Annotated in this window: 7 protein-coding genes; 6 read left to right on the forward strand and 1 reads right to left on the reverse strand. The window is 45.3% G+C overall.

The window, feature by feature from the left end; genetic code table 11:
• Positions 1-41: 41 nt before the first annotated feature.
• The 3 genes from NV381_RS30245 to NV381_RS30255 all read left to right on the forward strand — a co-directional run bounded on the left by NV381_RS30245 (position 42) and on the right by NV381_RS30255 (position 13,752).
• The gene (locus NV381_RS30245; RefSeq protein WP_258217043.1) at positions 42-9,326 is read left to right on the forward strand and encodes a hypothetical protein; all 9,285 of its coding nucleotides are present in this window, start codon (positions 42-44) and stop codon (positions 9,324-9,326) included.
• 73 nt (positions 9,327-9,399) lie between these two features.
• A complete protein-coding gene (locus NV381_RS30250; RefSeq protein ID WP_258217084.1) occupies positions 9,400-11,082 on the forward strand; it encodes an S-layer homology domain-containing protein in 1,683 nt (560 codons plus the stop codon).
• Positions 11,083-11,220: 138 nt separating this feature from the next.
• Complete coding sequence (locus NV381_RS30255) at positions 11,221-13,752, forward strand: LuxR C-terminal-related transcriptional regulator (RefSeq protein WP_258217044.1); 2,532 nt, start codon at positions 11,221-11,223, stop codon at positions 13,750-13,752.
• A gap of 137 nt (positions 13,753-13,889) precedes the next feature.
• Here the strand turns inward: NV381_RS30255 and NV381_RS30260 are convergent, their stop codons facing one another.
• Entirely contained in the window at positions 13,890-14,063 is a 174-nt protein-coding gene (locus tag NV381_RS30260) for a hypothetical protein (RefSeq protein ID WP_258217045.1), read from the reverse strand.
• A 211-nt stretch (positions 14,064-14,274) separates the two neighbouring features.
• Here NV381_RS30260 and NV381_RS30265 point away from each other — a divergent pair, with 211 nt between their 5' ends.
• The 3 genes from NV381_RS30265 (at position 14,275) to NV381_RS30275 (ending at position 15,444) form a co-directional block, all read left to right on the forward strand.
• The gene (locus NV381_RS30265; RefSeq protein ID WP_258217046.1) at positions 14,275-14,517 is read left to right on the forward strand and encodes a helix-turn-helix domain-containing protein; all 243 of its coding nucleotides are present in this window, start codon (positions 14,275-14,277) and stop codon (positions 14,515-14,517) included.
• 2 nt (positions 14,518-14,519) lie between these two features.
• The gene (gene def, locus NV381_RS30270; RefSeq protein ID WP_258217047.1) at positions 14,520-15,032 is read left to right on the forward strand and encodes a peptide deformylase; all 513 of its coding nucleotides are present in this window, start codon (positions 14,520-14,522) and stop codon (positions 15,030-15,032) included.
• 97 nt (positions 15,033-15,129) lie between these two features.
• Positions 15,130-15,444: a hypothetical protein gene (locus NV381_RS30275; protein WP_258217048.1), complete on the forward strand. Its 315-nt coding sequence runs from the start codon at positions 15,130-15,132 to the stop codon at positions 15,442-15,444.
• Positions 15,445-15,966 lie beyond the last annotated feature (522 nt).

A 15,966-nucleotide genomic window follows, 5' to 3' on the forward strand; every position in this document is an offset into this window, starting at 1 on the left:
CTTATAAATTATTTAATATTTTTTAGGAGGAACTAACTGCTATGTCGGATAAAGATCAATTTGTGAATGATCAAGAAGATATGAATCAATCTCGCTTAAAGGATATTAAACAAAGACGGGAAACGAGCATTGATAAGAAGAAAAAGGCAGCCAGTGTTATAACCAGTTCTGCGGTATTGTTGGGATCCATTCTGCCAATGATGCAAACTCAGACGGCTTATGCGGCAACGACAGGGACTTTGGCAGTGGACAAGCATTTTGCAGCTGCAGGAGAATCCGTGAAAATTACAGTTACGGATGCCGGAACCTACTTCAATAAGAACGCCGGCAGTATAGAGACAACACAGCTGGCGGTAGTATCCAATGATGACACAGGCAATCCGATTTATGTGACTTTGACTGAAACAACGGCTAATTCAGGAATTTTCGAAACTAGTCTGAAATTAATAGACCCAGCTGCCATTCCAAGTGGGCCTAATGAAATTAAAGTGGCAGTGGGCGGGACAGTTACAGTCCTCGATCCGGGTGTCTTTGGGGCTGATCTGCTGAGTCCGGCCTTACAAATTATCGAGCGACGTGATCATGTAACAGGCGTGTTTCAAACCTTCGATAATTCATCGCAGGCTCCAATCGGTGATGTTGTATATGATGGTCAGGTAGTAAGAGTTGAATTAACGGATGATGACCTGAATACAGATAAAGCATCGAGCCAGACGAAAACAGTTAACTTGACTCTGAACGCAGGCACATCGGGCCAGACGATTGCTTTGACTGAAAATGGCTTGAACTCTAACGTGTTCATAGGCACTTTCAAGGTAGGACAGGATATTAGTCCTCTTAACAACGCACCGATCTATATCGAATATATGGACGATAAGAAAGCAGACAACTTTCCAGGTCTAATAACTAAACGGTTAGTTCGCAAAGAATTCTCATCCTCAACACTGACGATCACTCCGGCAAAAGCTGCATACAATGAAGCTGTAACTGTGACCTTAACGGATAATGATTTGAATCTCGATGCTAATGCTACTGAGATAGCGAAGGTGAAGGTCAGCTCCCCTGATGACACGGCAGGATTTGATCTGACGCTTACAGAAACAGGAATCAATAGTGGCGTATTCAGCGGTACCTTTACTATGCAGGATGCAACAGATGCAGGACTTTCCAAAATTAAGGTTACGAACGCAAATGCGGCCGTGGTTACTTACAATGATCTTAGAGATGGAACGGGCGCTGTCGCTTTATTGACTCAGTCGACTACTCGCAAAGATCATGTCAGCGGTACGGTTTCGGTGGATAAGAGCGTGGCTGCTGTTGGAGAAACGATTACAGTTACGGTTGATGATGCTGATTTTAAGGACAACCTCGCTTTAGGGGAAACGATCACGGTCCTAGTCACATCGCCTATCAATCCGACAGGAGTCAATTTGAATCTGACCGAAGCGGCCGATACGGGTGTGTTCACGGGTACATTCAGCATAGGTACAAGCTCCGGAGGTCTTATAGATGCTGTTAACGGAGCTACGGTTGCGGTTACCTATACGGATGCGATCACGGCGAATAATTCAACTAACCAACCTGTGACAGCTTCCTTGCAGCGTAAGGATACGATGACGGGAGTTGTGACGATTGATCGAACTAATACAGGTGGTCAAGAGATCATCGAAGTAACCTTGAATGATACGGATTTGAATACAGATGCACTGGCGATGGAGACGGCGGAGCTTCATGTTTACTCCGCTAGCGATCCAATAGGCTTTAATTTGACTGTAACTGAAACAGATGTAAATACGGGTGTATTTAAAGGGAAATTCAAGCCAGTTCGAACGGCAACAAATGGGGCTGCAGCACTGCCTGAATTGTTTGTTTCTGCCTATAACGTCAACATGACTGTGGATTATGAGGATGCTAAGAACGTGGGTGGTAACCCCCAAACGGTAACAAATTCGTATGCAAATTTACGCATTCCGGCAATTTCAAGTATTACGGCCGCTGAAGACGGAGTGGATATTGAGAATGGTGCTGGGTCAGGGGATACTCTTACGATTGTGTTTGATACAGCAACGAATAAGATAATCACTGACAGCAATGTGTCGACCTTCGTGGAGCTCCCAACTGGTAGAACATTTGGAACCGCCCCGACTGTTTCATGGACTGACAGCAGCACATTAGTCGTAACGTTGGATGCTGATGCTGTGTTGTTTAAGGGTGATTTGGTAACTATTGCAGCGGGCGCGGGTCTCAGAGACGCTGCGAATGCAAGTGCCATTAGTTCGACCTCTCATCTGATAGACAGCGGTTCATTTGGAACCACAACTTTGGCGATGACTTCGGCTGTACCGGCCTATAATAATACAACGTACCGTCACGATGGAAAGTACTTTGATGTGGTCTTCAATGCTCCAACGAATAAAAAGAATGGAGACTTGGCTGAGTTCAGCAACTTATCGGTGAACGGCGCTACTCTGGGTACAGGCGGAAGTGCTGTTTGGCAGAATTCATCAACACTTCGTGTAACACTAGGTACAAATGCGACAGTTGTTGTGGGTAAGGTGATTACCTATGATACAACAGGTGAAAATTTAACGGATTATTCCGGGGAAACAGCTGCCCCTGCATCGATTCAGCAAACCATAACAGGTAGCTTTGGCTCGCAAGTTCCAATTGTGTCCAGCATAACCGCAGATAATACAGCGAGCGATGTGGGGCCTCATGAGAATGATACTGTACGAATTGTCTTTGATATCCCAACTGATAAAGCAACTCCGCCATTAGGTGCATTTGGATTAAGCCATGGAACTTGGGGTAACTCCACGGTGAGTTGGACGGACGACAAAACCTTGGAAATTAAATTGGGAACAACGGCCGATGTGTATGCAACGTCAGATTATCAAGTGACGATTGACTACTCGCAATTGACATTGAAGAACATTGGCGGAGAAGGCGCAGCAATCGGATCGAGCACTCCGATGGCAATCGCACCATCCTTCGGTCAAGGGACACTGCCAACGGCTATTACGGCTATGACTATTACGACATATGACAATACGACATATCGACAAGGCGGTCAAAGCGTTGACCTTACCTTCAACCAGCCAATCAACAAAAAGAGCGGCACTGCCACACTTGCCAAAATTACGTTGAATAATGGGCATACAATTGGCACGGCTGCGGCAGGTGCGAGCGCGGTATGGCAAGCGAATGGGAAATTGCGTGTAACATTAGGTACTGATGCGACCATTGTCCAAAACGATACCATTACGTATGACACAACGGGCGAAGGCATACAGGACCCATCGTTAGAGAGTGTGGCGTTAAGCGGACCATTAGATACAGTGATTGCAAGCAGCTTTGGTAGCAAAGTTCCAGCTATTAATGCAGGGGGAGGCCTTGCAGCAACAGGTGTTGATGCAGCGAATGTCGCAGGCGGTATAGCAGCAGAGGCCACAGATACGATTACGGTTTATTTCGACACGCCTACGAACCAAGCCATTGGGACAGCTAATTTGGGATCGACGGTAAGTTTGAGCAAAGCTGCGGGAGGAACTGGAAGCTTTGGTTCAACGGCAACCGTAAGCTGGGATAATACCGGAAAAGAAATGACGATTCATCTGGCTGGAACAGGCATTGATGTGAAGAAAGGCGATAGCGTGGTTATCGCAGCTAATGCATTAAAGAATGTGGGTAGCGAAGGGGGCATCCCGCAGATTACCGCAGTAATTGGCGGTACTTTCGGATTTGGAGTTCTCCCTGCTATTGATAGTATCGTTGCAACCAATGATACAGGTAACGGCGGTGCTAATCAGGGGGATAAGGTTACCGTTTACTTTACGGCTGTAACGGACAAGCCTTCGACAACAAGCATTCTGAGTAATATCAGTTTAAGCGCAGGGCACACGTTCGGAACAGGTGCAACCGCTGCGTGGAGCTTAGACGGGCAGTCCTTGATCATTACACTAGGAACTGGAGCAACCATTGTTGTTGGAGATACAATAACGATTGGTGCTGGCGCAGCAATTAAGGATGTCAGCGGTGAGCTTGCAAGCATGAGCGGTTCTAGCACCATTACAGGGACATTTGGGCAAATCGTTCAGCCTCAATTAAGTAATGTGTTTGCTACGAATGGCGATGGAACTGCAAATATAGCTGCTGGCGATACGCTTGAATTTGTATTTAATGTACCGGTTGACCATTCAACGTTCGATCCTACGAAAATTTTGATAACAGATAGTACGGGAGCTATAACACGTACGAATCCTTTTGGAGCTTCACCGACTTTTCATTGGTTAGACCCAATTAATGGATTTGATACTCGTTTGCAAATTGTGTTTGGCAATAACCCAACTATTCAAATGACGGATAAAGTAAACATAGCTGCATCCAATAAAATTTTTGATGTAACAGGGACGATCGAAATTTCACCTGTCTCCAATCAGGCAATCGGCATCAGCTTTGGCGTAGCGGTGGCACCAAATGTAACAAACGTGTACGCAGCGAATGGTGATGGCAAACCGACGGTAGGAGCTGGAGATCAGCTGGTGGTTGTATTCGATACACCGACCAATGGGGGTTCTGTAGATTTAACGAAATTTTCCATCAACAATGGCCATATTCTGGGTGATTTACTAACCTTACCAACATCAAGCTGGAGTGCGGATAAGCTTCGCCTGACAATTACGTTGGGAGCTGGAGCTACCATCACAACCGCGGATAAACTGACAATTGGTAGCGAGAGCGGAATTTTCGATGCAACAAATCAAGCGGCGCTGCCTGGAACAGCGGCATTGAGCATCGGCGGCAGCTTTGGCGTAGCGGTTGCACCGATAGTGACGAATATTACAGCAACGAACGGTGATGGTCTGCCGACCGTAGGAGTGGGTGACAAATTAGTTCTTACATTGGATTCTCCATCGAATGGAGCTTCTGTTAATTTGTCTGCATTGAGCTTTACTGGCGGCCATACGTTAGGAACTGGGGCAACTTCAGCCTGGAGCCTTGATAACTTGCGTTTGACCATTACGCTCGGTATTGGAGCAAATATCGCGACGACAGATACGGTAACTATTGCGGCAGGAAGCGGCATTAAAGATGAAGCAACAGGCACGAAAGAGTTGGTTACACAGAACAGTATTATCGGAGGCAGCTTCGGTACAGCGGTCGCACCGGTGATAACGGCGATCAATGCGATTAATGGAGATGGAAAACCGACTGTAGGAGCAGGGGATCAGCTGCAGATCATCTTTGATACGCCGACGAATGGTGGCAATATCGATTGGTCCAAAATCATCGTAGGCAACTCTAATAATTTTGGTTTAACTCCAACGCATTCATGGAGTGCTAATAATACTCATTTGACCATCGTATTAGGCAACAATCCTACCATAACAACGAATGATTCGATTAGTGTGCTGGCATCAAGCCTGATCAAGGATGCAACGAATCAGGTTGAGTTGGTTGCGCGCAATGATATTGCCATCACTGGAAGCTTTGGTGTAGCTGTTGCGCCAATAATCACGAACATTACGGCATTGAATGGAGATGGCAAGCCGACGGTTGGTCCTGGCGATCAATTAGTTCTGACACTGGATTCACCATCGAATGGGGCAGTCGTAGATTTGACCAAACTAAGCTTTACTGGTGGACATATTTTGGGTACGAGCGGTGTGACCCAAAGCTGGAGCAGCGATAAACTGCGCTTGACGATTACGCTCGGTACAGGAACAAATATGGTGACGACGGATAAAGTAACTATTGCAGCAGGCAGTGGTATTGTAGACGGGGCATCAGGCACAAAGGAAGTAGCTGCAATAAGCGGAATTAGCATCTTAGGCAGCTTCGGTGTTGCAGTAGCCCCGAATGTAACAAGTGTGTACGCAGCAAATGGTGATGGCAACCCTACAGTAGGAGCTGGAGACCAGTTGGTGGTTGTATTCGATACACCGACCAACGGGGGAATGGCAGATTTGACGAAGTTCGTGCTTGACAATGGTCATACGCTGGGTACTTCATCAACATCAAGCTGGAGCACAGACAAGTATCGTCTGACTATTACCTTGGGTGCTAATGCGGTCGTTACAACTATGGATAAACTGACAATTGGAAGCGGAAGTGGCATCTTCGATGCAACGAACCAAGTGGCTATGTCTGGAACACCGGCACTTACCATTGGAGGCAGCTTCGGCGTTGCGGTTGCGCCGATAGTAACGAAAATTACGGCGTTGAACGGTGATGGTCTACCAACGGTAGGAGCTGGAGACAAATTAGTTCTTACTTTGGATTCACCGTCAAATGGAGCAGTCGTAGACTTGACCAAGCTGAGCTTTACCGGCGGCCATACGTTGGGTACGAGCGGGGTATTACAAAGCTGGAGCAGCGATAAACTGCGCTTGACGATTACACTCGGTACTGGAGCAAATATCGCGTCGACGGATACAGTAACTATTGCAGCAGGCAGTGGCATTAAAGATGAAGCAACAAGCACGAAAGAGCTGGTTGCGCAGACTAGCTTAATCGGAGGCAGCTTCGGTATAGCGGTAGCACCGGTCATTAAGGCGATCAATGCAATCAATGGAGACGGAAAACCGACTGTAGGAGCAGGGGATCAGCTGCAGATCATTTTTGACACACCAACGAATGGTGGCAATATCGATTGGTCCAAAGTAATCGTAGGCAACTCCCATGATTTAGGTACAACTCCAACGTTTTCATGGAGTGCTAACAATACACATCTAATAATTGTATTGGGTAATAATCCAACAATAACTGTCAGTGATAAGATCAGTGTGTTAGCAGTGAGCGGAATCTCTGATGCAACGAATCAAGCTCCTTTGGCGGCTCAATCCAATATTTCTATAACCGGAGATTTTGGGGTAGCGACTGCTCCGAATGTTGCTGCTATTAACGCAATTGATAGCGATGGTACGGCTCTAGTTGCACCAGGAGACAAGCTGCAGATCATTTTCGATACACCAGTGCAATTAAAGAACTTTACTTTAAACAACATATTGGTGGATAGTGCAACAGGGAAATTCGGTAGCAACGCATCCTATGTTTTAGATCAGACAAATAAAACTATTCTGACTATTACCTTGGGTGGAACGGGAATTGGAATTTCGAACTCCAGTTCAATTTCAATTGTTGGCGGTATTTATGATGCAGCAAGCGGAACTCAACTGTTGGCGAATGGCCTTTCATTACCAGCTCTCAAAGGTAGCTTCGGTACAGCGGTAGCACCGGAAGTCGTGTCTGCGATAGCCGTAGATCGTAATCATTTGAATACTGTAGCAGGCGATGACATCATAATTACATTCAATTCTCCTACTAATGGAAAGTTACCACTTTCAGGGACAACAAACACGAAAAATTTGATTACTGTTACCGGCAGTACCTATAGTACTATAGGGGATTATGCCACCTTCCAATGGTCGAATAATAATCGGGTATTGACGGTTTCCCTAGCAACCTACTCGGGGTCCGTATCCGGAGCTGTGTATGCGAACCTGCAAATCGGAAATATCCTTAATCTAACTAACCTTGGAATCAAGGATGCAACAGATACGGCACCTTTGAATCCTGCGAGTATTACACTTGGCGGAAGCTTCATGCCTGCTATCCTTCCGAAATATAACAATGCTTTGGCTACAAGTAACAAACGAGATTCTGCAGCCAACATATTGGGAACTATCGAATTATTATTTGGTACTGAAATGGATAAAATCAACCCAGTCGATGTATCTAAAATTATCGTTTCCAATAACCATACACTCGGTGCAAAGGCAGAAGCTGCATGGAGTTCCGGAACTGTGCTCACGATAACCATATACTCAGACGCAACCGTACAGACCGGAGATACAATAGATCTATCGAAGCTTAACCTGATGGACAGCAATCATATTGCATATCTGACCGGAGCAGCGGCCATTCAAACCTTGACGGGTACCTTCGGTACGATTGTGGAACCGGTATTGAGTCGAATCGATATCATTGATGACGGTACGGCCAAAGTGGAAGGTGATAAACTAATTTTCAGATTCAGTACGGCGGTGAATCATACTGCGTTTGATTATACGAAAATTAGTGTAAGCAACGGTCATTCTTTAGGGGCCTTGGATAGTTCTAAAATAAATTGGAACTCCAATAACTCCGAGTTGACTATAACTCTTGGTGCCGGTGCTACCATTAAAGACGGAGATACCGTCACTATTGCAGCAGGCAGCGGAATCAAGGATATTTCCGGCTTCAAGGAGCTGGCAACCGTATCTCTCATACCGATGGGTACGTTTGGAACCACGGCAGCTCCTGCTGTTATCAGCGTGAATGCCTCCAACGATGGAGCTAATCCAGGAGCTGGAGAAGGAGATAAGATCACGATTACGTTTGCTTCGAATACGAACGGGGTAAGCGGAGGTATTCTGGATGTTTCGAGCTTGTCCAGCATCTTGGGAGCGAACGCAGTTGGGAAATGGTTAAATCCAAGAACATTGGAAATCACATTAGGGAAACTGGGTCTTAACCCTATATTGAAGGATAATGGCACCATTACATTAGATTCCTTAAACATTACCGATGTAACGATGACGGTCAAAGTAACCGGCACGTACGTAATCGGAGGCTCTTTCGGACAAGCGAACATTCCAAAGGTGTTTAGTATTGTGGCATCAAGCGCTGACATAAGTAAAACTACATCGGCAATCAGTAAGAACGATATTCTGACCATCACGTTTGATATGCCTACGAACCAAAGCGGAGAGCTGTTAAATGCTGAAGCGGTGAATCAATTCGTCAAATTCGGAACAACGGCAAATCCGAAGGTTTTGGGGGCTGCCTACAACGGCAAATGGAGCGACAATGGCAAGACTCTTACCATCACGGTAACGGATGTCACAGGTTCAACCATTCAAATAGGGGATAGCATTACCGTATCCGGCTTGAAAAATGCGTTAGGCACCTCTATCGAAAGTATGGACACCTTGGCACTTAGCGGTATTTTTGATGGAAGGCATTTCGCAATAGCTTCCAGCAAAATGAGCTCCGGTGGAATTGGAAACCTTACTGTAAGTATCACGATACAGCCGGTAAAAGATCATGCAGGGACCGAAGTCATTATATTCGAGCTTTTAAAGGGAACGGGCAATTCACAAGTGCCGGTACAACTGATAGCATCCCAGCAGGACATAGTCGGCAATACAGTGGTTAACCAATCATTCGATAACATTACAGGTTCTCTGACGGATTATACAGTGAAGGCGTATCTCTTCGATAACATTACCGGTACAACCGGCTCACAGCTGCTGAGTCAAATGGTTTCAATGAAGATTGAATAATGGAGTGAGGATGATGGAGGGGATTCTTCCATCATCCTCAATTTCCAAATAAGAAGGGATGATCATTCAAGTGATGAAAAAATCGCTTATACCCGGAGTCATTCTGGGACTACTAGCTGCAAGCCTAACTCCAATCGCACCAACTGCATTCATAGCTTCTGCCTATGCAGCAACTACACCAGTTACCATTTCCACCACCAATACATCTTATGTTGTTGGAAGCCAGCTGCATATTACAGGAAGCTCACCTGCGGGCAAAGACATTACGTTCAAAATGGTGGATAGCACCGGTTATGTTATTCATGTGGACGCGATATATGGCAAAGACAATAATGGACAATACAGCTTTGATTTTACATTACCCTCCAATAAAACGGGGACAATGACAATCATCGCAGGGTATGGAGGAGCGAGCGGGGAGTTTGCACTTAAGAATATAACCGTTAACAATCCGAGTTCAAATGAAACCGGAGGCAGCCGTGGTGGCGGCGGTGGCGGCGGAGTCTACATCCCCCCGACTACAAGCCAACCAACAGATAATTCGGCCGGAACCGTAAATTTGACCGCTGCGATCAAAGAGTCATTATCGAATGGGGTTGTAACGGTAACCTTTGATTCTTCGAAGCTGACGGAGCTTATGTCATCTTCGGCTACCTCAGCATCGAAAGTGTTAGTACTGGATGTAAAAGAAACTGGTAATACAGTGAAAACGGAATTAACTACGCAGGTGTTGAGTTTGCTTGCTTCTAAAAATGAGGATGTAGTGCTGCAAGTACAGACAAGTATTGGTGCATACAACCTACCTATCAAACAGCTGGATGTTGCCTCTATAGCTCGAGAGCAAGGCGTTTCGGCGAGCGATGTAAAGATTGCTATCTCAATGGATAAGCTCCAAGCTGACAAAGCTGCTGCTGTTAATTCAACGGCTTCAAAGCAAGGCTGGCAAGTATTGAGCGTGCCTGTGGACTTTACAGTTTCCATTGTTGCAAGTGACGGCACAAGCAAACCAATCAATTCCTTTACCCGTTATGTAGAACGTTCGATCCCTGTGCAATCAACTGTTAATGCAAAAACTGCGACAGGAGTTATGTACAACGAGGCAAATGGTACTTTCAGTCCTGTGCCGACGTTATTTACTGGGGTGAATGCAACGTTATTCCGCAAAGGAAACAGTATTTATACCATTATTGACAATCCAAAAACATTTTCCGATATTAGCGGTCACTGGGCCAAGAATGATATCGAATTGCTGGCAAGCAAGCTTATTGTTAACGGTATAGAGAACGATAAGTTTGCTCCTGATAATAATATCACTCGAGCTGAATTTGCTGCGCTGCTCGTACGCTCATTGGCTGTAGAAGAAGTAAAGGCGACCGGCTTTACTGATGTTACCGCAGCGAATTGGTTTTCTGGCGCGGTAGGAGCTGCTAAAGCGGCCCAATTGATTGCCGGTTTTGAGGATGGAACCTTCCAACCTAATGCCAAGATTACACGTGAACAAATGGTAACCATGATTATAAGAGCATTCCAATTTGCCGGTAAAGAAGTATCATCGGATAGTACAGTTATCAATAAGTTTACGGATCGAGCCGATATTTCTGATTGGTCGAAGGATGCAGTTGCCAAATCAATCGCAGCCGGCGTTATTCAGGGGATGACAGATACGACATTTGCTCCGCATGAAAATGCTACTCGTGCTCAAGCAACCTTGATGCTAGAAAGAATGCTTCAATATTTGCAATTTATAAATAAATAGATAACGAGGAAATAGGCTGGATCTTCGCGAAAATAGGGCGAAAGAATCCAGCCTATTTAATACTTGCATGATAGTACCGATGAGTTATACATATTAGGAAATTGGTTATAATAATACGTTTTTGGGCAGAGGTGTTAAATGTCGATTCTCGGTACAAAGTTGCATATTCCTCATACAAGAAATGAATTACTTATTGAACGTCCTTTACTCATTAAGTCTCTTAATGAGGGATTAAAAGCCAAGCTGACCGTTCTGACGGCTCCGGCAGGTTATGGCAAAACAACAGCTTTGGTCGAGTGGGTGCAGCAATGCGGATGTCCTGCCGTATGGGTTTCCTTGGATCGCCATGATAACGATCTTGTTCAATTTTGGAGCTATGTGCTTGCAGCTGTCGAGCGTGTATATTCAAATTTAAGCGGCAAGCTGGCTTCGCATTTGGATGGGCTGATCTCAGGGGTGTTTGGGCCTTTCCTGGTGGAGCTTCAGAATGGATTTGCCCATATTTCCGACGATATGGTACTTATCCTTGATGATTTCCATCTGATCGAGCTTGCCTCTATTCATACCTCACTGGAGTATTTGCTTGAGCATTTGCCCTCAAATATCCATCTTTATATAGCGAGTCGTTCTGAGCTTCCTTTTCCTGTAGCAAGATTGCGGGCCAAAGGCGAGCTTAAAAAAATTGCCGTTCAGAATTTGAAATTTCGATTGGATGAGGGTGCGCGCTACCTTCATAATTGTATGGGGCTGTTGTTGTCCGAGGAAGAGATATTCGAGCTCGTTCGTTGCACGGAAGGCTGGATCAGCGGACTGCATCTGGCAGCGCTTTCTGTGAAAAGCAGTGAAGATCCCTCGATGATTATTAAAGAATTTAGCGGGCGGCATCGGGATATTTCCACTTATCTGCTAGAAGAGCTCTTTGAGCAGCAGCCCGAAGAGATCCAAAGCTTTTTATTAACTACCTCAATATTGAACCGGATGAATCATTCATTATGTGAAACGGTTACAGGTTTGGGAAATGGTCAGGAACGATTGGACAGGATGGAGAGACTGCAATTGTTCGTCATTCCTTTGGATGAGCGGAGGGAGTGGTATCGATATCACCATTTATTTGCTGATTTCTTGCAGCAGCAGCTGCGTCACAAGTTTCCGGAGCGGTGGGCAGAGGTACACGCGAATGCGGCCAGGTGGCTGAAAGAGAACGGGTTAATGGAAGAGGCTGTAGAGCACTATCTTGCGGGCCATCATTACGATGAAGCCGCATCCTTGATTGAGAGGAGCTTATTTGATCTTCGATTGAAGAGGGCGCTGCTGCTCCGATGGGTAAATATGCTGCCTGAGGCTCACCTGGAGATGATGCCCGGTATTCAATGCTTCAATATTAAAATATTGGCGGATACAGGGGAGTTGGACTTGGCTGAAGCCAAGCTGCTAGCGCTGCAAAATAAGTTAACTGACCCTGTGTGGCAACCGTGGGCGGATTCCCTTTTGCTTATAACAAGTGAAATTGCTATGTATCATAAAGATATCAAGCGAGCATCGGAATGTCTTGAGGAGTTCGAGCGTCGTGCGCCCAATGGCAGCTATTTGCAAATGATTTCAGGCAATACGTTCCAAGACACCGACTATGAAACTCTGTTAGCTTTTATTGAAGATCTTCATGAAGGGGCTACTTATTTTCTGAAGTGGATCAAGGTGTGGGAGCAAAAGAAACATTATCCATTCGTCGGGTACTTCTATCGAGCATATGGTGAGGTGATGTATGAGTGGAACCGGTTGGAGGAAGCAGAAATATATGTAGAGCGGGTACTTAAGCAAAAGCAGATGGAGCCCTACGGACGAATATTGGTTCAGGCTTCCATTACCGCAGCAAGGATTAGCCGTGCTAAAGGCAATACGATCAGAGCGTTCGAGCTGTTAGAACAAGCGAAGCTCAGGATTAACTCACCGGATAAGCAGGCTTTTATGATGATGCTGGATTCAGAAAAGGCTTCACTATCGCTACTGGAAGGATTTACAAATAATACTTTGGCTTGGATGCATACCTGCGGATTGAAGAGCACGGATCCTATACCAATGAATCAAATCAGTATGTATATTCATTTGAGTAAGGCACTCGCGGCAAACAGTCAGGGTTCTGAAGCTTTGGGGCTGCTCGACCGGCTGTACCGCTTAGTGGATGGAGAGCGGCTTCATGATAAAATCCGGGTGCTGATCGTACAAAGCGTAGTGCTTTACAAACAGGGGGATACGCCAGCTTCGCTGTTGAAGCTGGAGGCAGCTCTGCTTCTGGCAGAGCCACAAGGATATCTGCGCAGCTTTATTGACGAGGGGGCGGTGATTGCCAAGCTGCTATCTCAATACTTGCATATGCGGCAGCATAGCTTTATCCGTAATTCGACTACGGTATCGCTTATTTATATTAAGAGGCTGCTGCAAATGGTAAATATTCATGCAGATGATACAATGATGCCCATGGTTCTATTGACTGAGCAGGAAACGAGAATTTTGAAAATGGTTGAGCAAGGATGGGTAAATAAGCAAATGGCTGAGCTGCTTAATGTGAAACCTAATACAATCAAGATGCATATGAAAAATATTTATAAAAAGCTTGACGTCAACAGCAGATTACAGGTGCTGCAGCGGGCTAGAGAGCTGAAGGTTCTGTAGCAGCCAAGAATAAGCTTATTGTAGTGTGTTGATCCGTCTGCCACAAAGACCGTCACGAGTTTCGTGACGGTCTTTGCATTTGTACCCACTCTATTCGTAGGTCGAGCCTGAGAAGGAAGTATCCTTAGCTTTCCAGCTTACTGGAGCCTATAATCGTCAATCTTGGCATCGTCTTCCCACACTTCCAGAAAGAGCGCATCACATTCATCAAAGTCTGAGGGCGTTAATGCCAGCACCTTTTCTTCCTCTGTACTGACAAAAACATTGTCCATCTGTTCTCCCCTAAGTGCTATTACGACATATATTTTCATATTCAAGATCCTCCAATAAGAGTTATATCAGCGAATTATAGCATAAAATGATAAACGGTGACATGTATGCCCAAGACTTCATTATCGTTTGTCACCACCAATTGAGTCGATTCAGCTTCTATGATATATTTGGTATTAACTAATAAATTAAGGAAATACCTAATAAAATTAGGTAATAACTAATATTTTTTGAGGTAAGGAGTTGTGAAAATTGCTTGAATGGATGTTAAGAAAAGTGATGGCGGAGAGAGGAATATGGTCAGGCGCGGCTCTGGCTCGTCTACTTAAGGAAAGGGCCGATTATAGACTATCCGCTCCATCAATTAGCGCATTGTTAACCAGCCAGCCGAAGCAGATGAAGGCAGATACATTGGATGCATTATGTACAGCATTAAATTGTTCTCCAGGCGAGCTATGGGTATACACATCACCGAAGGAAGCGGAGGGTGCATAACTATGAGTGTCAAAGATATCGTTCCGTTTGGTGAGCCGATATTACGTAAAACGGCTAAGCCCGTTGATGTCATTACTTCGAAGACAATCAAACTGCTGGAGGATATGACCGAAACGTTGTACGCGACAGACGGACGTGCCGGACTTGCAGCGCCTCAAGTTGGAATCCTTAGAAGAATTATCGTTATGGATTGTGGTGATGGTTTAATTGAGTTAATTAATCCTCAGATTATTGCAGCTAGCGGGGAGCAGCTCGGACCTGAGGCTTGCTTGTCCTATCCGGGGTATTATGGGAATGTGATGAGGGCCGACTACGTCAAAATAACAAGCCTTAATAGACAAGGCGAGTCCTTTGAGATGGAGGGGAACGGATTTCTTGCAAGATGTATCCAGCATGAAATCGACCATTTAAACGGCGTACTGTTTATCGATCATGCTCAAGATCAATGGCTCTATCACGAGAAGACGAAACACAAGATCAGCTTGCTAGACGTAATTAAATTGACAAACCAGTGAATTTGGATAGTCAGTTAATTCAGCAACATTCCTAAGTGCAACCTTTTCTTTCCAGCCGCGTCTAATAACATGGCATGACAAAGGAGGTTACATTTCAATGAGTACAGTACAAATCACGATGGCTGAGGCTTTATCCGTAAGGGCAGCTATTGGCCGGAAATTACACCAGCTGTTTCACGAAAGAAATATGAACAGTACATCGATCATAGAAAAAGGAGAGACAGCTGAGATACCGGCACGGTCCGTGGATGTTCTCACCCGCGAGATTGAAGCCGTTAACGCCGATTTCCGTAAAATTGATGTATTGCTGGCTAAGGCCAACATTGAACGCACTATTGTTTGGGATGGTCAGCCGATTACTATATTGGAAGCCATCGAATTAGCCAAGCAAACGCGAATAGAAATTCAGTAGCTGGGGTCGTTAGGCAACCGTAAAAAACTAGAGCGTCAAACGCAGCGTTCAGGATTTGGCGAGGGTGCTACAAGCTTATTCACAGTAGCCCTATATGATCCGGAATCATACCGCAACGAGTCCTTGAAGAAGGAACGTGAAGTGACGAAGCTGTCCTCTTTAATTGAGCAATCCAACCATCTGCATTACATAGATTTTGACGCTTCTGCTTATATGGGATAGCGGTACGATAGTCAGGATAATTCTCCCTGGCTTCGTGTCTGCAATCGTTCTGTTTGCAGGTAGGAAGCCGGTGAGAATCCGGCGGCGGGAAAGTGGGGAAACCGTTTGTTGTTTGTCGGATACAAACAAATACACTTATTGGATAATGAATCCCTTGCGAGACGGATTACGATTATTCGGTTATACGCTGTAACAGTTAACGTCATACGGACTTATGTGAAAAATTGTGAATCCCCGTTTCCTGTCGGGGCCGGCATGGGTACTCCTGTGCCGGCCTTTTTTCTGGTTTATAGGTAATAA

Origin of the sequence: Paenibacillus radicis (ex Xue et al. 2023), from assembly GCF_024722015.1 — a bacterium.
GTDB lineage: Bacteria > Bacillota > Bacilli > Paenibacillales > NBRC-103111 > Paenibacillus_S.